General features: G+C 49.0%; 15 protein-coding genes. 6 read left to right on the top strand and 9 right to left on the bottom strand.

Translation table 11 applies throughout. The annotated features are described in order from the left end of the window. Positions 1-54 precede the first annotated feature (54 nt). A complete protein-coding gene (locus tag KRX19_08155) occupies positions 55-1,431 on the bottom strand; it encodes a hypothetical protein (GenBank protein MBV7434994.1) in 1,377 nt (458 codons plus the stop codon). A gap of 460 nt (positions 1,432-1,891) precedes the next feature. Here KRX19_08155 and modB point away from each other — a divergent pair, with 460 nt between their 5' ends. Further along, positions 1,892-2,569: a molybdate ABC transporter permease subunit gene (gene modB / locus KRX19_08150; protein ID MBV7434993.1), complete on the top strand. Its 678-nt coding sequence runs from the start codon at positions 1,892-1,894 to the stop codon at positions 2,567-2,569. After that, complete coding sequence (locus KRX19_08145; protein MBV7434992.1) at positions 2,569-3,954, top strand: TOBE domain-containing protein; 1,386 nt, start codon at positions 2,569-2,571, stop codon at positions 3,952-3,954. The genes modB and KRX19_08145 overlap by 1 nt, the downstream gene beginning before the upstream one ends. 46 nt (positions 3,955-4,000) lie before the next feature. On the opposite strand, the gene pepE is transcribed toward KRX19_08145, so the two are convergent. From pepE to KRX19_08130, 3 genes are all read right to left on the bottom strand, one after another. Beyond that, positions 4,001-4,726: a dipeptidase PepE gene (gene pepE, locus KRX19_08140; GenBank protein ID MBV7434991.1), complete on the bottom strand. Its 726-nt coding sequence runs from the start codon at positions 4,724-4,726 to the stop codon at positions 4,001-4,003. Positions 4,727-4,922: 196 nt separating this feature from the next. Then, on the bottom strand, positions 4,923-6,023 hold the full coding sequence (locus tag KRX19_08135; GenBank protein MBV7434990.1) for a hypothetical protein: 1,101 nt from the start codon (positions 6,021-6,023) through the stop codon (positions 4,923-4,925). Positions 6,024-6,187: 164 nt separating this feature from the next. Next, positions 6,188-7,567, bottom strand: a complete 1,380-nt coding sequence (locus KRX19_08130) for a PLP-dependent aminotransferase family protein (protein ID MBV7434989.1) — start codon at positions 7,565-7,567, stop codon at positions 6,188-6,190. A 108-nt stretch (positions 7,568-7,675) separates the two neighbouring features. On the opposite strand from KRX19_08130, the gene KRX19_08125 reads away from it, so the two are divergent. Next, the gene (locus KRX19_08125; protein ID MBV7434988.1) at positions 7,676-8,305 is read left to right on the top strand and encodes a LysE family translocator; all 630 of its coding nucleotides are present in this window, start codon (positions 7,676-7,678) and stop codon (positions 8,303-8,305) included. A gap of 200 nt (positions 8,306-8,505) precedes the next feature. Here the strand turns inward: KRX19_08125 and KRX19_08120 are convergent, their stop codons facing one another. The 5 genes from KRX19_08120 to mglB all read right to left on the bottom strand — a co-directional run bounded on the left by KRX19_08120 (position 8,506) and on the right by mglB (position 14,460). Beyond that, positions 8,506-9,543 carry a methionine synthase gene (locus tag KRX19_08120; GenBank protein ID MBV7434987.1) on the bottom strand — a complete coding sequence of 346 codons (1,038 nt, stop codon included), beginning with the start codon at positions 9,541-9,543 and terminating at the stop codon, positions 8,506-8,508. 3 nt (positions 9,544-9,546) lie between these two features. Next, positions 9,547-10,560 carry a DUF1852 domain-containing protein gene (locus KRX19_08115; GenBank protein ID MBV7434986.1) on the bottom strand — a complete coding sequence of 338 codons (1,014 nt, stop codon included), beginning with the start codon at positions 10,558-10,560 and terminating at the stop codon, positions 9,547-9,549. A 267-nt stretch (positions 10,561-10,827) separates the two neighbouring features. Further along, a complete protein-coding gene (gene mglC / locus KRX19_08110) occupies positions 10,828-11,838 on the bottom strand; it encodes a galactose/methyl galactoside ABC transporter permease MglC (protein ID MBV7434985.1) in 1,011 nt (336 codons plus the stop codon). 11 nt (positions 11,839-11,849) lie between these two features. Continuing rightward, positions 11,850-13,391, bottom strand: a complete 1,542-nt coding sequence (gene mglA / locus KRX19_08105) for a galactose/methyl galactoside ABC transporter ATP-binding protein MglA (protein MBV7434984.1) — start codon at positions 13,389-13,391, stop codon at positions 11,850-11,852. A 73-nt stretch (positions 13,392-13,464) separates the two neighbouring features. Further along, positions 13,465-14,460, bottom strand: coding sequence for a galactose/glucose ABC transporter substrate-binding protein MglB (mglB, locus tag KRX19_08100; protein MBV7434983.1), 996 nt, complete (start codon positions 14,458-14,460; stop codon positions 13,465-13,467). Between the two features lie 229 nt (positions 14,461-14,689). Here mglB and galT point away from each other — a divergent pair, with 229 nt between their 5' ends. From galT to KRX19_08085, 3 genes are read left to right on the top strand one after another with little or no spacing between them, the layout of a single operon-like run. Then, positions 14,690-15,733, top strand: coding sequence for a galactose-1-phosphate uridylyltransferase (gene galT, locus KRX19_08095; GenBank protein MBV7434982.1), 1,044 nt, complete (start codon positions 14,690-14,692; stop codon positions 15,731-15,733). Beyond that, positions 15,726-16,874, top strand: coding sequence for a galactokinase (galK, locus tag KRX19_08090; protein MBV7434981.1), 1,149 nt, complete (start codon positions 15,726-15,728; stop codon positions 16,872-16,874). Before galT ends, galK begins: the two co-directional genes overlap by 8 nt. Beyond that, positions 16,858-17,796 (top strand): galactose mutarotase, encoded by a 939-nt coding sequence (locus KRX19_08085; protein MBV7434980.1) that lies wholly within the window; start codon positions 16,858-16,860, stop codon positions 17,794-17,796. The genes galK and KRX19_08085 overlap by 17 nt, the downstream gene beginning before the upstream one ends. Positions 17,797-17,803: the final 7 nt, after the last annotated feature.

The following is a 17,803-nucleotide window of genomic DNA, read 5'->3' as shown; positions in this document are numbered from 1 at the left end:
AAGCAAAAGGCAGTGGTAGAACCACTGCCTTTTTTGTGTGACGAAGTTAGCGCTTTACTTACCATAGAGGCGCAGATTGTCGATCACCGCTGTACCTTCGTAGTAGTTGAGGTGCGGATCACCGATGGCAAAATTGTCTGGGTATGCTGATCCTTCCGGCCACATTTCCTTACTGAATGAGCCGTATGGGCCTTCGAAGGTCAGGGTTTGATTGAGGCTGCCATCGTACTCTTCTGGGGTTTGATTGTAGTGCCAGATTGAGTGGCCGTCATCAGAGATAAATGGGCGCTCATTGCGGATGGTGATCACTTCATCACTGTACTTGAATTTACCAGTCAGCTCGGTGGCGTAGCCATCTTTGTTACGCTCGATCGCGACTTTGTAGGTTTCGCCGGGCATCAGTTCCGGCTGTAATTCAGCGACTGAAACAATGGTTGCATCCGGTACGTCACCAACGCGTAAGCCACAAGGAGTTGGCATCACGAACTGGTTGTAGGCAAAGGCCGGGTCGCGGAATGAGTGACCATCAAAGAAGATTTGGTTAATGCCATTAGCGCTGGACTCGGTGAATGGATAAACCTCGCCGGTAACGGGGTTACATGATTTGTAGTTCTTCGCCCAAGATGCATCAACTGAGTATGTATCCATACCAACTTTGCGGTGACTGTGGATGAAAATGTTGTTGTGCGGTGCAGGGTTTGCGTAGTCCATGATTGAGAGCAGGTAATAGCCGTTTTCACGTGTGGTATCGCCCCACGGCTCTGCGCAGCGGTCAATCTCTGCATTGCCGCCTTGGCTATAGTCACCTTTGCGTACCCACGGGAAGTTGGTTTTGCAGGTGTCTGTGGGTTTATGACCATTGTATTTGCCGTCATATTCCCATTCACCGTCGCGTTTACCACCAAAATCGACTGCTTTGAGGTCGTATTCAATGCGGTATTCTGCTGGCAAAGGCTCACTGGCGGTCAGCACCAAGCCGGCGTTCCATGCTGGTACGTCAATAGTTGCTTCGCCATTTTCGATAATTAGTGCTGGCTCTGAGTCTGGCTTGCCGTCTTTATTGAGATCCTGCGCAGCGTGTTCTACGGTGAGCCATCCGTCCGTGCCGATAGCCACGCGTTTACGCATCAGGTTGAGCGAGTCCATGACGCGGTCAAAATCCTCACCACCCAATATCTTGTAGTACTCGCCATCGTCAGAAAATTCATCGACGTACCAGGGAGAATTTTCACCGAGTGGATCAATTTGCCATTGTGCTTCGGTGAGCGCAGGATCAGCTTCGTCAAAGGTCTCTTCGTAGAGCAATTTCCAGCCCGATTGCTCTGGATCTGTTGGCGAGGTGATGCCGGGTAAGGATGAATTATCAGCCGCAATGGCGAAAGAAGAGGTGAATACCGCACAAAGTGCAAGGCTAAGCGTAGAGCGTTTCATATGTGTCTCCTATGAGATTTGAATGACGCTAGTGGACCAGAAAAGCTGCTTTTTAGGTCCTGAAATGAGTATAACAAAGGGTTTTTGTCGTTAAAGTGAGTGGGTGATTGGTATAATTTAACAGGTGGATAAAGTAATGATAATATGTAAAAAATTTATAATTAACAGTTTGTTTCAAGAGTGTAATTTGTTATTTTTCCGCTATTTAGCTTTTTGTTGAGGGTCGGTAAAGCTATCCAAAATTTGCCGCTGCACTAAATTTGCTTATGTCGAAGGCAACCTCTATCTTCATCATTTTGCGGTGTGGGATTCTTTGTTTTATAAAATGCGCTGGTATTAGCGTATTGCTGGGCTGGGGCGTGTTCTGAATAAAGCTTATATAGATATCTTTTTTATTGCGCATTGATCGTGTTTTTCTCTATCGCTGGTAATATGTCTTTTTTCGGAAAATCGTTATGCAATGAATATCTGGGTTCCCTTATTACTGTCATTAAAAGTTGCGCTGTGGGCGGTGGGTATTAATCTGTTGCTTGGTATTGCATGCGGATTCGTACTTGCGCGTGGGCGCTTTTGGGGGCGGGATCTGCTCGATACATTGCTGACTTTGCCGATGGTGATGCCGCCAACGGTGCTCGGTTATTATTTGCTGGTCTTGATTGGGCGTAATGGTGCACTGGGAAGCTGGCTCAATGAGGTATTCGGTATTCAGCTGATTTTCACTTGGCAGGGTGCAGTGATTGCCGCGGTGATTGTGTCATTCCCATTGGTATTCAAGCCAGCGCGTGCAGCATTTGAGCAAGTTGACCCAAATATGGAAGCGGCGGCGCGATTGCTCGGCTTGTCGCGTATGGCAACCTTTTGCCGCGTGACGTTACCACTGGCATGGCGTGGCATTCTCGCTGGGGTATTGCTCGCTTTTGCGCGTGCGTTGGGTGAATTTGGCGCTACCCTGATGGTGGCCGGCAGTATTCCGGGCAAGACGCAGACGCTTTCAACAGCCGTTTATGAAGCTGTACAGGCTGGGCGCGATGGCGATGCGGTGATGCTGGTATTGGTGATATCGGTGCTGTGCGTGGTGGTATTGCTCGCAGTCGGTGCGCTGGCTGGTGGCAAAATTGTTCGCTCGGGGTTGCGCTGATGTGGCGTGTGACCGTCAAAAAGACATTGGGGGGATTTACCCTTGATGCAAGTTTGCAGAGCGACGCTGAGCGTTGCGTGATTATTGGGCAGTCGGGCACTGGGAAATCATTATTACTCAAGGCAATTGCGGGCATGATGACGCCGGATGCAGGGCATATTCAGGTCAATGGTCGTGTGCTCGATGGGCTGGACATGGCGCAGCGGCGCGTGGCGTATTTGTTTCAGGATTATGCACTGTTTCCCCATTTGACCGTTGCGCAGCAGGTCGCATTTGCGACAAAAAAAGGCTGGTTGAATCCGCGGCAGCGGATTGAGGATAAGCGGGTGCGCTACTGGCTTGAAGCACTGGAAATAGAGCATTTGGCCGGGCAATATCCGGCGCAACTATCGGGTGGGCAGCAACAGCGTACTGCATTGGCGCGTGCGTTGGTCTCTGAGCCGGAAGTGTTGTTACTCGATGAGCCGTTTGCTGCACTTGATACGACCTTGCGCGATCAGATGCGTCGCTTGCTTGCAGAGTGGCAGGCGCGGCTTAATTTGCCGCTGTTGATGATTACCCACGATCCTGATGATGCCCAAATATTTGGTGATGATGTGTGGCAGATGGTGCGCGAAGATGGGCGTGGTTCGTTGCAGCGTTTGGCGCAAGATAATGATGATGGCGCAGATATACGCCTGCGTTTACTCGCTGCAGTGGAAGAATACGGCGATTTGATGCAGGCGGCGGATAAGCTGGGAATGACGTTAAGTACCGCACGGCAGTGTATTGATGCGCTGAATAATTTCGCCGGGACGGCATTGGTGCAGCGCGATAGTGATGATGGTGATTATAACTACCGAGTGAGCGCAGCCGGGCAAGAGTGGTTAGAGAATTATCAGCAAGCCACAGGGCGACAGCAGCGCTTTATCGCGCATCTTTCCAGCCAGCAACGTGAGGTATTAATGAATAGCTATTGGCAAACCAGTGCACATAATCAATTGCGCGGCAAGATTGTCACAGTACTGGATGGTGCAGTGAACTGTGAGGTGCAGCTTGCTGTCGGGAAGGGGCAAATACTGACGGCCATGATCAGCAAAGGCAGTGCTGAGCGCTTGGTGCTTAGTGAGGGTATGGACGTAGTTGCGCTGATTAATGCTGCGGATGTGATGCTCGCAACCGAGTCACTGGCCGGAGTGCTGTCAGCGCGCAATCAGTTATCTGGAACGGTGCAGCGCATTGAAAAAGGTGCGGTTAATGACGAGGTGATTGTCGATATTGGCCATGGTGTCACGCTGGCCGCAACCATTACCCACGGCAGCGCGGAAAACCTCGCTATTGCTGAAGGTCAAACGGTGTATGCAGTGATCAAAGCGCCGAACGTGATGCTGGCTGTAGCGCGTTAAGCCAATAAGGCTGCGTATATGCCCGTTTCAGCGCTTTGTAGAGGCACTATAATTGCATAAAGTGATTTATGTCGTCGTTGGTTGTAAAGGTGCGCTTTTCTTCGCCAAAGTGGAAATAGGTTAGCGGCTTATCTTTCGGCGCGTGGTAGCTCAGGCCGTTATCGTCAAGATGTAGCCACGTTCCTTCCGGAATGCCAATGACGGATTTGCGTGGGTTGTGGATACAAAACTCTTCTATGCGTTCGTCCCGGGTTTCGCCCATGTGGTGCTCAATGGCAGCGTCGATATAGTGAGCGTTGATGTGGAAAGGCAGGAAAGCCAATGCGTCGGTGATGGGGGCATCGACGATGCACATATCGTTGGTAGTGCACATATTTGGCGCACAGATAACAGAGCCAGCGCTCCAACCGATATAAGTGCTCCCACGGTTCATGACGGCCTCGCGAATGGGCTCAATCAGGCCGTTATCATGCAAAGCTTTATTCAGATACCAAGTATTGCCGCCACTGACTAGGATGGCATCGGCCTGATTTATGGCGGCGATGGGATCAGTATGCTCATGAATACCACTGATATTGACATCCAAGCCGGCAAAAGCTTCGCGCACACTCTCCACACGCGCTTCATAGCTCAGGCGAATCACGGCATATGGTATGACGATGATGTTTTTGGCGTGATGCTCGCGCAAGGATTCTTTCAGTGAGGGGAGGGCATAATCCAGTAGGGTTGTTGATTCTGGCATTTGGCCATTACTCAGCATAAATATATTCATGGTTTATCCTTTGTATTTTGGGGCATTGGTTGCTATTAAGCTGCCCTGTTAAGCAAATACAGGGTACCCAACTTATTCAACCTAACGCAATACCTGCACCAATGACTGTATTGGTATGCTAAAGATCTTGCTGTATAGATAAGAAAGCCCGTGGAAAACCACGGGCTTCGCTATAGCAGGATCAGTGATTCAGAGCTTAGTAGCGAGTGATTGCAACCAAACCTTTGTCGCTATTGTATTCGTCGAGCTTGCCTTCATCGACGAAGACGATATGACCATCAGCAGCCATGACGTGCTCAATCATTTCGTCAATGATGTCTGCGTAGGCACGCTCGCCTTCGGTATTGGCATCATCGAGTACTTTAAGGCTGCGGCCATCTTCACTGACTTCAGCCGGAATACTGAGGCCGGTTTCAACGACCAACGTATCAACGCGACCGTCGATTGCGGCCTGCCAGCACTCGTCGAGGCTGGTGACGATTTGGTTGTTGCCTTTCGCCGCACCGATGCGCTCAAAAATTTCCTGACGCTTGGCGGTGAATGCTTCTTTGACTTTAGGCCAGACCAGCTCACCAAGTTCGTGGGCGCTGTGGTCTGCGTAACCACCATCAATGGTCAGCATGACGTCGTGATCATTGGCAATGCTCTCATTGAAGTAGCCGAGGTTGCGCTCAATACCGGCAACAACCAATGGCGCATCGACTTCACGGATTGCTTTGCTGAGGCCTTCTCCGGCTTCGCGCAGCATACGGGTCATTTCATCGCGGTAAGCCTGAGTTTCATCTTTACCGATATTGGCACCCGGGGCACCGCCGTCGATGGCGTATGGGAAGCCAAATTCATCAACTTGGTGCAGATGCTCGCGGCGGCCAATGTAGAGGCGGGTATCTTCTGCATCGAGTACCAGTAGCCAGTACACGTAATCACGGTTCATGGCGTGGACCAAGTCACGAGTGAAGAAGTTGTCGTCAATCGCAACGCGCTCAGGTAAGCGGTAAGGCAGTTTGTAGGTTTCAGCAAAGTCACTGCTGACGCAGATGACCAAGCCGTCGCGGTTGTATTGGTGGTCAATCGCATCAGCTTGTTCGTGCAGCTTTTCAAGCAGAGCTTCGCTTTCGCGCTTGCCGAATGTGTCGTGTAGGCGTGTTTCCGCTTCGCTGACAAGATTTTTCAGGCGGATATGGTCTTTTTCGTTATCCGGTGCAGTGCGGTGGGTCGGCATGGTCAGGGTAACACTTGGGTAATTGCGCTGTTGCTGGAGCTGCTTGATGGTTTCTCTAGTAATGGTTTTGGCCATGGGAACCTCCGTAGTTATAGAAGTAAATCTGTGATTATTTTAGGAAAAATCATCTATATGACGGATGATAAATTGGTCATTTTACCTTCATGTTAAGTCACTAAATGAGTATTTAAATATTATTTATAACAATGATTTATTTTAAAACTATTAATTTATAAAGATTACGTTTTTGACACGCAGCCCAGCCACTGAATAAATCCACGGCTGGTATTAGCGATATTGAGGCGAATATACGTGCTGGCGCGTTGGTCGGGATGAAATAGTGACCCCGGTGCGATCAGCCAATTTGCGTCTTTGCCGAGTAGAGCAAGTTCGTTGCTGTCCATGCCCGTATCGAGCCACACGAATAGCCCGGGTTGTTGGTTGTCTGTAAGTTGGAAAGGGCTGTCGTGTAGCCAATGGCGTAGGTTGTCGTGTGCCTCGCCAAGGCGCTGTTGCAGATCGTGAATGTGCTTGCGGTAGTGGCTACCCGTGCTGAGATCAGTAACGATGCGTTCGTTGAGTTCGCTACAGGTCATGTTGCTGAGCATTTTTTGGCGTAGCAGGGCTTCGATGTGCTTGGTCGGGGCTGCGATGCAACCAACTCGCCAACTGCCGCCGAGTATTTTAGAAATACCACTGACGTAAAATACTCTATCAAGCTGATCGAGGGTGGCATAGCGCAGGGCGTGTTGATCGAATGCGCCATAGACATCATCTTCAACCAGCCATGCGTCGTAGCGGTGCAGCAGATTGAGCACTTGGTGCGCACGCGCAGGATGCAGGTTGTGCGAAGTAGGGTTATGTAGAACGCTGTTGCTGATATAAAGGCGAGCACCGTGATCGCGCAGTGCCGCTTCAAAGAGGTCAATATTTGGGCCGTACTGATCACGCGGTACGCCGATGACGTCAAATTGGCAATTTTGTAGGCACGCGGTTAGCCAGAACCACCCCGGATCATCGACGATGACGCGATCTCCGGGTTGCAGCAGGGTGGTAGCTATATTGACGATACTGGCAGAGACGCCATTATCAGTGAGGATTTGCTCTGGGTGGGCGAGAATACCGACGTTGTCAAGTTGGCGGCAGAACTGCTCACGCAGGCCGATGTAGCCGTGTAATTGACCATAGCCATAGCTGTATTGTGCCGCACGTTCAGCATTTTGGCGGACGATTTTGCCGAGGTGCCTCTGCTCAAGCCAAGCGTCAGGCAAAAGGCCGCTACCCGGTGCGCGCTGGCAAGAAAAGCCATGGAAGAGATGGCGCATTAGCCAGCCGCTGTCGAATACATTGTCGTTGATATTGTGTTGAGTTGGGTTTGGCAGGCGCACGTGGTTTTTGGGTGGACAAACGTAAAATCCAGAACCGCTGCGTGCGTGCAATATGCCTTCCGCAACCAGCTGTTCATAGGCCTGGGTGACGGTGTAGGGTGAAAAGCCGAGCTGTTTGGCTAGTGCACGAATCGACGGTACGCGGCTATTGGGTGGGTATTGGCGCGTTGCAATGCGCTGGCTAAGCCAGTGGCGGACTTGTGTGGTCTTTGGTTGCATGCTGATTGTCATGTTGGGATTGCCGGTACAGTTTGTTATTTGATCTCTTAATTGTATCGGTATTGTACTGCTAATTATATTTACATTAAGCATTCATTTTATAAAAACAAGGATGAATGTATGGGAAGCATTACTTTCTCGATGTGGCAAGCGCTGGTGGTTTTTATCGTGATCAATTCAATCACGCCGGGGCCCAATAACCTGATGTTGCTGCAAGGTGGGCTGCGTAAGGGGTATCGTGGTTGCATAATGCACATCATCGGCATTGAAGTGGGTACGGTGAGTATGATTGTGTGTTCCTATGCAGGTATGGGAGCACTGTTTCACACTTTGCCAGCGGCATTTTTATTGATGAAAGGATTGGGGTGCGCGTATTTACTGTGGTTAACGTGGCATATTTGGCAAACTGGATTGGGAATCAAAGAAGATGAATCCGTTTGTGCGTCAGAAAATAAATGGTTGCCGCCGCTCAGTTTGTGGCAAGCAGCAGTATTTCAGTGGCTCAATCCCAAGGTATTGTTGCAGACGGTATTATTGCCGGGCTATGTGCTGATACCGAGTGCAACACCGTGGCTGGATAACTGGCCGGTAATTGCCGTGTATGTACCACTGAATTTTTTATGCGTCAGTGTGTGGGCTGCGGGCGGGCAAAGTTTGCGTCGCTTGCTCAATCGGCCTCGCGCATTGGTCGGGGTACATTATGCAGTGGTGTTAGGGCTACTTTACTGCGCTGTAGCGTTATGGTTATAGCTAAAGTTTCTACGGAGCAGTATTGCCTCAAGCTGCTCCAGCCAAAGTCGCCTGACCTTTAGTGGGCTGTATGAATGTAAAGAAACGATGTGTTGATTAGCTTAAAAGTTCAGAAGATGAATTAAGCAGCGATTCCGCTTACGATGATTGCTATTTATTGAGAGCAGAGTGTAAGCGGAACCTAAAAGAGCTAGAGATGCTTATCCAGCCAGCTCCTTACGCACAATTTCAGTGCCTTGGCTTAATGCCTGGAGTTTCGCCATTGAAACACTGCGCGATAAAGGTGCCATGCCGCAGTTGGTGCTGGGATAAAGCTTGTCGGCATCAACAAATGCCAAGACCTTGCGCAAGGTTTCCGCGACTTCTTCGGGTGTTTCAATGTTGTTGGTTGCAACATCAATCGCCCCAGCCATGACTTTTTTACCGCGGATCAGCTCAATCAAATCAACCGGGACGCGAGAGTTATGGCACTCAAGAGAGACGATATCGATGCTTGAGCGTTGCAGCATCGGGAAGATGGTTTCGTATTGGCGCCACTCATCGCCAAGGGTCTTCTTCCAATCATTATTGGCTTTAATGCCGTAGCCGTAGCAGATGTGTACTGCTGTTTCGCATTCCACGCCTTCAATGGCTTTTTCAAGTGCAGCGACACCCCAATCGTGTACTTCATCAAAAAAGACGTTAAAAGCCGGTTCATCAAACTGAATAATATCTACGCCGGCTGCAGCCAAGGCTTTGGCTTCCTGATTGAGAATTTCAGCAAACGCCCAAGCGAGTTTTTCTCGGCTTTTGTAGTGGTCATCATAAAGCGTATCAACCATCGTCATAGGACCCGGCAATGCCCATTTGATCGGCTTGTCAGTCAGCTTGCGTAAGAACTTGGCATCTTCAACGAATACTGGCTGCGTGCGCGCTACAGCGTCAACGACAACTGGGACGCTCGCGTCATAACGGTTACGGATTTTGACGGTTTTGCGGTTTTCAAAATCAACGCCGCTTAAGTGCTCAATGAAGGTAGTGACGAAGTGTTGGCGGGTTTGCTCACCATCGCTGACGATATCAATGCCCGCTTGGTCCTGCTCTTGCAAGATAACACGCAGCGCATCCTGCTTGCCTTCGAGCAAGGTCTCTGCATCTAATTTCCAGGGCGACCACAGTTTTTCAGGTGTCGCAAGCCAAGCCGGCTTAGGCAAGCTGCCGGCGGTTGATGTAGGAAGTAGTATATTCATGATGTTCATCCATTAAATGCTGTAATTCTTGGACCACTGCTCAAGTACGTCTTGATAGGGCTTGATGAAATGCGCTTCGGTATATTGCCCCTGCTCAGTCGCTAAGCGCGTACGCTCCTCACGATCATAAACGATCTTGGTCAGCGAATGATCCTGGTTTTTCAAGCTGGGCTGATAATACTCGCCTGCAACTGAATTGGCATTATATATTTCAGGACGATAAATTTTTTGGAACGTTTCCATCGTGCTGATCAAGCTGATCAGCTCAAGATTGGTGTAGTCGCTGAGCAAATCACCAAAGAAGAAGAATGCCAGTGGCGCTGTGCTGTTTGGCGGCATGAAATAGCGCACCTGCAAGCCCATTTTTTGGAAATATTGCTCGGTCAGCGATGATTGGTCAGGCTGATATTCCACGCCCAAAACAGGGTGATGATTAGTGGTACGCTGGTAGGTTTTATTCTCAGACACACTCAGGCAAATCACCGGAAGTTTATTGAAATTCTGCTGATAACTCTCTGAACGAACGAAATACTGGAAGAGCTTGCCGTGTAGCTCGCCGAAGTTATCAGGCACGCTGAACACCGGCTTATCCTTGTTATATTCCGGCAACAGTACGCTAAAGTCATAATCGCGAACGTAAGAGGAAAAGTTGTTGCCGACAATGCCTTCAATGTATTTGCCGGTTTTGCGGTCAAAAATATGTGTTTTCAGGATTTCAATTGATGGGAATGATTCACTCCCCTTAGCAAAAGCCATATCGACTGAAATGATCTCAAGCTCAAGGCTGTAGCGGTCACCCTTTGGATTATCCCAGTGCGCCAAAGCATTAAAGCGATTATTGATCATATTCAGAGTATTGCGCAAATTTTCCTGCCGGCTTTCCCCGCGTGCGAGGTTCGCAAAGTTGGTCGTGGTGCGTGTTTTATCTGAAGGAATGTAGTGTTCATCAAAAGAGATGCTGCTGACGGTGAATGTAAATTCATTATTCACACTTGTTTGTTCGTTGTTTTTGATTGCGGTAGTCATGATGGTATCCATTTCAATAAAGTTGCGATTGACCAGCATCTTAACCGAATAAAAAAATGAATAGAAATTAGTTTATTTCATTTATAGGTGAGATTTATTCATAACTATAATGGGGTTTAAGACGGGGTTTTTGATAGGGCTTGCTTAAAAGGGCGATCAAAATATAGCGGATGCCATATTCGGTATACGTTTAAGAATAATATCGTGCTGTGAGCATAGCAAAAAGCCCGTATTGCACGGGCTTTTTGCATACTGGTTCGCGAAGAATTATTTTTTCTTGGCGTGCTTGAGGGAGTCAATCGCAACCGCGAAGATAATGATTGAACCCTTGATAATGTATTGCCAGTACGGGTTGACGCCGATATAGGTCAGGCCGTAGTTGATCAAGGTAAAGATGATTACCCCGATAACGACGCCGGCAACTGTACCAACGCCACCACTGAATGAGACGCCGCCGATAACACAGGCAGCAATCGCATCAAGTTCGTACATGAAGCCGAGGTTGTTGGTCGCAGATCCGATACGGCCAGCTTCGAGCATACCACCGAAGGCATAGAATACGCCTGAGAGCATGTAGATCATCAGTAGATTTTTAGTAACGTTAACGCCAGAAACGCGTGCTGCTTCAGGGTTGCCACCGATCGCATAAAGGTTCTTGCCAAAGCGGGTTTTATTCCAAATGATCCAAGTGACGACGGCTGCAACCGCGGCGTATATCGTTATATACGATAGCTTGAAGTTGCCTATCCTAAAAAATCCCTGCGCCATCTCCGAGAAGGCGTTATCGAACCCCGACACCGGTGCAGCACCGACAAAATCATAATAAAGAGAGTTCACACCGTAGATGATCAGCATCGTGCCCAAGGTGGCAATAAACGGGGTTACGTTCAAATAAGTAACCACCAAGCCGTTGATCAAGCCAATCAGTGCGCCAATAGCGCAAACCAAAAGGATGACGAGTGGAATCGAGATTGGCCCCATTTCAGGGAAGACTTTGTTGACGTTGTCTGCGGCTTGTAACATCGTCGCGGAGACGACGGCTGCCAAACCAACCTGACGACCGACCGAAAGGTCAGTACCGCGGGTGATGATCAAGCCTGCGACACCAAGTGCGATGATAACGCGCACAGATGACTGAGTAAGGATGTTACTGAGGTTGATGATATTGAGGAAGCTGGTGTCCTGAATAATGATTACAGCAAGCAAAATGACCAGTACGAAGTAAAGGGCATTCTCTTTGAAAAAGTTGGCCATATTTTGGCCGCTGAGTTGGTTCATAGTGTTATTCCTTACAAGTGGGCAGCGGACAACTGCATGATTTCTTCTTGGTTGGTCTCTTTGGTATTGACGATACCAGCGACCCGCCCGTTACTCATGACCAAGATCCGGTCTGTAACGCCAAGCAGTTCGGGCATTTCCGAAGAGATCATAATGATGCTTTTGTTTTTGTTCGCCAGATCAATAATCAGCTGATAAATTTCAAATTTAGCACCAACGTCGATGCCTCGTGTCGGTTCGTCGAGCATGAGTACATCAGGTTGGGTGAGTAGCCAACGGCCGAGGATAACCTTTTGCTGGTTACCGCCGGAAAGAGAGCTGATAAAGGTATGTGGCCCCGGTGTTTTGACGTTCATGGACTTAATGACCCATGATGTGTCTTCTTGCATTTGCTTCGGGCTGAGCAGGCCAATAGAAGTTTTATAGCTTTCCATATTGGCAATCAGTGAGTTGAAGCTCACGGGAAGCCCGGCAAAGATACCAGTCGAACGCCGCTCTTCTGTAACCAGTGCAAAGCCGTTTCTGATTGCTGCAACGCTGTTTTTATTGTTCACACGCTGGCCATGCAGAATGACTTCACCATCTGATTGATCGCGTACGCCGAATAAGGTCTCAACGATATCAGTACGGCGTGCGCCGACGAGGCCTGCAATGCCAAGGATTTCTCCTTGTCGCAAGTCAAAGCTGACGTCTTTGATCGAAGGTTGATTTTTCGCGGTGAGATTGCGGACTTCGAGGATGACGTCGCCGGGAGTATTACTCTTTTCCGGGAATCGTTCGCCGAGTTCACGGCCAACCATCATGGTGATGATGTCGTCGATGGTGATGCCGTCGACGGATACCGTATCAATCCATTTGCCATCGCGAAGTACCGTTACTTCATCACAAATGCGGAAGATTTCATCCATCTTGTGTGAGATATAGACGATACCGCAGCCACGCTCTTTGAGCTTGCGAATGATCTTGAAGAGGTGATTGACTTCTTTGTCGGACAGAGAAGAAGTCGGTTCATCCATAATCACAATTTGTGCGTTATACGAAAAAGCCTTGGCAATTTCGATCATCTGCATCTCTGATACCGAGAGCTTGCTGACTTTTTGTTTGGGGTCGATATGGATATCGAGTTCATCAAAGATGCGCTTGGTTTCGTTGTACATTTTTTTATGGTCAACGAAAGGCCCAATCTGTGGGAAGCGGCCAAGCCAGAGGTTATCCATGACCGTGGTTTCAAGAACGAGGTTGAGTTCCTGATGCACCATGGATATACCATTTTCCAGTGCTTCTTTAGAGGTCGTAAAGGATATGGATTTGCCGTTAAAGAGAATTTCGCCCTGATCTTTGTGGTAAATGCCAAACAAGCACTTGAGCAGGGTGGATTTACCTGCACCATTCTCACCCATCAGTGCGTGGACGGAGTGGGGGCGAATGTTGAGATTGACGCCATCAAGCGCTTTGACGCCGGGGAAGGATTTGTGAATATCGCGCATTTCCAGAATATAACTGGAGTCGTGCGCAGGCTCCGAGGGTGGAGTTGTTGTTGCTGCTGTTTGCATATTAATGTCCTCAGGTTGGCAGAATACAGAAATGCCGTTGTCTGACAACGGCATTCTGCGAACGCAATGGAAATTAATTGCTTAAGAATTCATCCAGGTTGTTCTCATCTACGCCAACGTAAGGAACGCGCAAGTAGTGGTTGTCGAGTTCGTAGTCAGTGCCTTCAACTGCATCTTTGCCAGCTGCAAGGTTCGCAGTGATGTCGTAGATGGCTTGTGCCTGACCTTGTGCATCATTGAGGACAGTACCGGTGATTTCACCACGCTTGATCAGCTGGAGTGCTTCTGGAAGTGCATCAACGCCGAAGATTGGCAATTTGCGGTCTTGCGACTTGGCAGCCTCATTGGCACCCATTGCCATTGCATCGTTGTTGGCGATGATCATTTCAATTTTGTCTGCATTTGGGCCAGAAAGCCATGCTTGAGCCATGTCTTTTGCTTTAGCTGTATCCCAAAGAGCTGCATCGAGGTAGAGTTCGTCAGTATCAATACCGTTTTCATTCAGCGTCTTGATGACCCACTCTGTACGGGCTTCAGCATCTGGGTGACCTGGCTCGCCTTTGAGTAATGCATACTGGATTTTTCCGTCGCCATTCAAATCCCATTCAGGATTTTCTTGCCATGACTTGGTGATCAGTTCGCCTTGGATTACGCCAGACTGTACTGGATCAGTACCAACGAAGTAAGCTTTGTCGTAAGAATCAATGGCTGCTTGGCCTGGATCTTTATTGAAGAAGACAACAGGAATGTCGGCGCCTTTTGCTTTGGAAATGATAGTGCTGCCAGCTGCTGGGTCAACGAGGTTGATCGCAAGGCCTTTGACGCCTTTTGCCAGCATGATGTCTACCTGATCATTCTGCATTGACTGGTTGTTCTGTGAGTCATTCATCAGCAGCTCAAGTGATCCTTGCTCTTCAGCAGTTTGCTCGAGTTCTTTACGCATGATGGACATGAAATTGTCATCGTACTTGTAGATAGTGACACCAATACGGTCAGCAGCTTGTGCGCTGACGCTGAGTGTTGCGGTGACAGCAGTTGCCAGAAGAGTCTTGGTCAATACTTTTTTCATTTTCAAACCACCTAATTCCTAGTTGAATATAACGTGTGTAGTTAATAGCACACGGTGTGTTTATTTTTAACTGATTTGATTATGTTTTGCAATTGTTTATTTAAGTTATCTTGATTTTAATAAAGTTTATTTTTATAAAACTCAATTTTGTGTTAAAGGATTTTTTCACGCTAGAAGATGGTCATCGGTTGATTTAAACTGCTAGCAGTTTTTTAGCAGGATACTTGATATGTTTGAGCTAAGTGAACATCCTCATCGTCGTTATAACCCACTGACAGACAGCTGGGTTTTGGTCTCGCCGCATCGCGCCAAGCGGCCGTGGCAGGGGCAAAAAGAAGCCCCCGATATCAGCGTAAAGCCCTCTTATGATCCAGAGTGCTATCTTTGCCCTGGCAATACCCGTATTACCGGAGAGGTAAATCCTGATTATTCACAGCCTTATGTCTTTACCAATGATTTTTCTGCGCTGCTGCCTGATACGCCTTCTTATCAGCAGAAGGATGATCCACTTTTTGCCCTTGAGTCAGTAAAAGGGGAAAGCCGAGTAATTTGCTTTTCTCCTGATCATGCCAAAACGCTGCCGCAGCTGAGTATTCCCGAAGTTGAGGCGGTCATCAGTACGTGGCAAGAACAAATGAATATACTTGGTACACGTTATCGCTGGGTGCAGGTTTTTGAAAACAAAGGCTCGGCCATGGGCTGCTCTAACCCTCACCCTCATGGGCAAATTTGGGCGAGTGATTTTCTGCCTAATGAGCTAGCTAAAGCTGATCTGACTCAGCGAAACTATTACCGGAAATACGGCAGTGCCATGTTGCTTGATTATGCCAAACGCGAACAAGCTGATGGGCAGCGTACGGTGGTGGAAGGTGAATATTGGCTCGCTGTGGTGCCGTTCTGGGCTGTGTGGCCGTATGAAATACTGCTACTACCGAAAGTGCCTTTGCCACGTTTGACTGAGGCTGATGCGGCCGTGCAGCATGATTTGGCAATTGTGCTCAAGCGCCTGACGATTCGCTACGATAATTTGTTCGAGTGCTCATTCCCTTATTCGATGGGCTTTCACGGTGCACCTTTTGATGCAGATGAAACGGAACACTGGCAATGCCATGCGCATTTTTATCCGCCATTGCTGCGCTCGGCGAGTGTTAAAAAATTCATGGTGGGTTATGAAATGCTTGCCGAAGTGCAGCGTGATTTAACGCCCGAACAGGCAGCGGCAAAGCTGCAATCTCTTTCTGATATCCATTACCGCGAGCAAAATAATGATTAAAGATACTGCTGCGCTACTGCGCGAACATTACGGACAAGATGCTGTTGTTGTGACCCGTTCCCCCGGGCGCGTTAATTTGATCGGTGAGCATACAGACTATAACGACGGTTTCGTCTTGCCTTGTGCTATTGATTGCTACACGGAAGTCAGTGTCTCGCTAAGTAACGACAAGCAGAACTGCATTCTGGCAGCTGATTTTGATGGAGAGGATTGCTATGAGCTATCCGCAGCGCGGCCAGCAAAAACGGATGGCTGGGCTGATTACGTGCGTGGCATGGTCTGGCTTTTGATTGAGCGCTTTGGCGTGCCTGATCAGGGGTTTCAAATGGTGATCAGTGGGAACGTGCCAACGGGTGCCGGCCTGAGCTCATCTGCTTCGCTGGAAATTGCTGTAGGCTCGGCACTCTGCCGACTTTATGGCTGGACAATTAGCGGAGAAGATCTCGCTTTGCTTGCTCAGCGTGCCGAAAATGAATTTGTCGGTTGCCGCTGCGGGATCATGGATCAATTTATCAGTGCGCTAGGTGAAAAGAACAGTGCTTTATTGATAGATTGCCGCTCGCTGGCTCATGAGGCTGTGCCGATGCCAGAAGCGCTAGCAGTGATGGTGCTCGATTCCAAAATCAAGCGTGGCTTGGTTGGCAGTGAATACAATTTGCGCCGTGAACAATGTGAGCGTGCAGCGCAAGCACTCGGCGTCAAAGCATTGCGTGATGCGGATATGGCGCAATTGGACGCACATCGCGATCAGCTTGATGAAGTCGATTATCGCCGTGCCCGTCATGTGATTACCGAAAACGCGCGTACCCTGAATATGCGCGGCGCATTACGTCATCACGATGTTGCGCAAATCAGTAAGCTAATGGCTGAAAGCCACGCCTCAATGCGTGATGATTTTGAAATTACAGTACCGGCGATTGATGCACTGGTTAGTTTGGTCGATGGGGTCATTGGCGAACAAGGTGGCGTGCGCATGACTGGTGGCGGCTTTGGTGGTTGTGTGGTGGCATTAGTGCCTTTGCATCTTGTCGATGACGTGCGTGCAGTGATCGCGCGTGAATATCCTAAGCACAGCGGCGGTATTGATGCTGAAGTTCACGTCTTCCATGCCGTGGAGGGCGGGCATGTTGCATTGGCTTGAAAATAAGCAGGGCATGCGCATCGGTGTCAGTGAGCAGGGCGCAGCATGGTTGTCGTGCCAGATTCCCATGAGAGATGGCACATTGCGGGAAGTATTACTCGGTAGCGATGATCCTGTGCGTATGAGCCAGAGTGGTGCTTATCTTGGTAGCTCGGTAGGGCGTTATTGTGGGCGTATTGCCAATGCTACGTTTACATTGGACGGGCGCAGCTATGATGTTGATGCCAATGAAGCGCCCAATCATTTGCACGGAGGCTTTGACGGACTCTCGCGCCGCCGCTGGCAATTGCTGGAAAAAACAGCCGATACTTTGATTTTAGCGATTGAATCATCAGACGGAGAAGGTGGCTTTCCCGGTCATGTCGTTGTTCGTGCAACGTATCGGCTTGATGACGATAACTGCGTCACGATTGACTATCATGCACAAACGGATCAGCCGACGATATTCAATCTGTGCAATCATGCCTATTTCAACCTCAATGGGGTAGGCCAGCCTGCATTGACTCAGCAGCTTTCAATCAATGCCAAGCGCTATGTAGCAGTCGATGCGGCTGGTATTCCAACTGCTGACAGTCAGCCTGTGGCCGGAACACATTTTGACTTTCAGGTAATGCGGTCAATTGACGAAGGTATTTATGACCATAGCTTTTGGCTTGAGGACCAACAAGCCGCGGTAATCGAAAGTGTGGATAGCGATTTACGCCTTGTAATCCATACAACTCAGCCTGCGTTGCACCTTTATACAGGGCAAGGGCTGGCCGGTGAAAAAGGCTGTGATGGTAATCCTTATCAAGCATGTGCCGGGGTTGCACTAGAAACGCAAGCACCGCCGGATAGCGCGAACCGTCATCCTGAGTTGGTGCGCACGACTGCTGAGCAGCCTTATCATCACCAAACCCGCTATTGTTTTGATGTGCAATAGGATTTTC

The organism is Cardiobacteriaceae bacterium TAE3-ERU3, assembly GCA_019218315.1.
In the GTDB taxonomy this organism is placed as follows: domain Bacteria; phylum Pseudomonadota; class Gammaproteobacteria; order Cardiobacteriales; family Cardiobacteriaceae; genus JAHUUI01.
Note: the sequence above shows the minus strand (reverse complement) of the source record. Positions and strands in the feature narration are given on the sequence as shown.

Excerpts from the sequence above, each read along its gene's own strand:
- galT (MBV7434982.1), top strand. The coding sequence starts at position 14,690 with ATGTTTGAGCTAAGTGAACATCCTCATCGTCGTTATAACCCACTGACA.
- KRX19_08145 (MBV7434992.1), top strand. The coding sequence starts at position 2,569 with ATGTGGCGTGTGACCGTCAAAAAGACATTGGGGGGATTTACCCTTGAT.
- KRX19_08125 (MBV7434988.1), top strand. The coding sequence starts at position 7,676 with ATGGGAAGCATTACTTTCTCGATGTGGCAAGCGCTGGTGGTTTTTATC.
- mglB (MBV7434983.1), bottom strand. The coding sequence starts at position 14,460 with ATGAAAAAAGTATTGACCAAGACTCTTCTGGCAACTGCTGTCACCGCA.
- KRX19_08115 (MBV7434986.1), bottom strand. The coding sequence starts at position 10,560 with ATGACTACCGCAATCAAAAACAACGAACAAACAAGTGTGAATAATGAA.
- pepE (MBV7434991.1), bottom strand. The coding sequence starts at position 4,726 with ATGAATATATTTATGCTGAGTAATGGCCAAATGCCAGAATCAACAACC.
- mglA (MBV7434984.1), bottom strand. The coding sequence starts at position 13,391 with ATGCAAACAGCAGCAACAACAACTCCACCCTCGGAGCCTGCGCACGAC.
- KRX19_08120 (MBV7434987.1), bottom strand. The coding sequence starts at position 9,543 with ATGAACATCATGAATATACTACTTCCTACATCAACCGCCGGCAGCTTG.
- galK (MBV7434981.1), top strand. The coding sequence starts at position 15,726 with ATGATTAAAGATACTGCTGCGCTACTGCGCGAACATTACGGACAAGAT.
- modB (MBV7434993.1), top strand. The coding sequence starts at position 1,892 with ATGAATATCTGGGTTCCCTTATTACTGTCATTAAAAGTTGCGCTGTGG.
- KRX19_08130 (MBV7434989.1), bottom strand. The coding sequence starts at position 7,567 with ATGACAATCAGCATGCAACCAAAGACCACACAAGTCCGCCACTGGCTT.
- KRX19_08135 (MBV7434990.1), bottom strand. The coding sequence starts at position 6,023 with ATGGCCAAAACCATTACTAGAGAAACCATCAAGCAGCTCCAGCAACAG.
- mglC (MBV7434985.1), bottom strand. The coding sequence starts at position 11,838 with ATGAACCAACTCAGCGGCCAAAATATGGCCAACTTTTTCAAAGAGAAT.
- KRX19_08155 (MBV7434994.1), bottom strand. The coding sequence starts at position 1,431 with ATGAAACGCTCTACGCTTAGCCTTGCACTTTGTGCGGTATTCACCTCT.
- KRX19_08085 (MBV7434980.1), top strand. The coding sequence starts at position 16,858 with ATGTTGCATTGGCTTGAAAATAAGCAGGGCATGCGCATCGGTGTCAGT.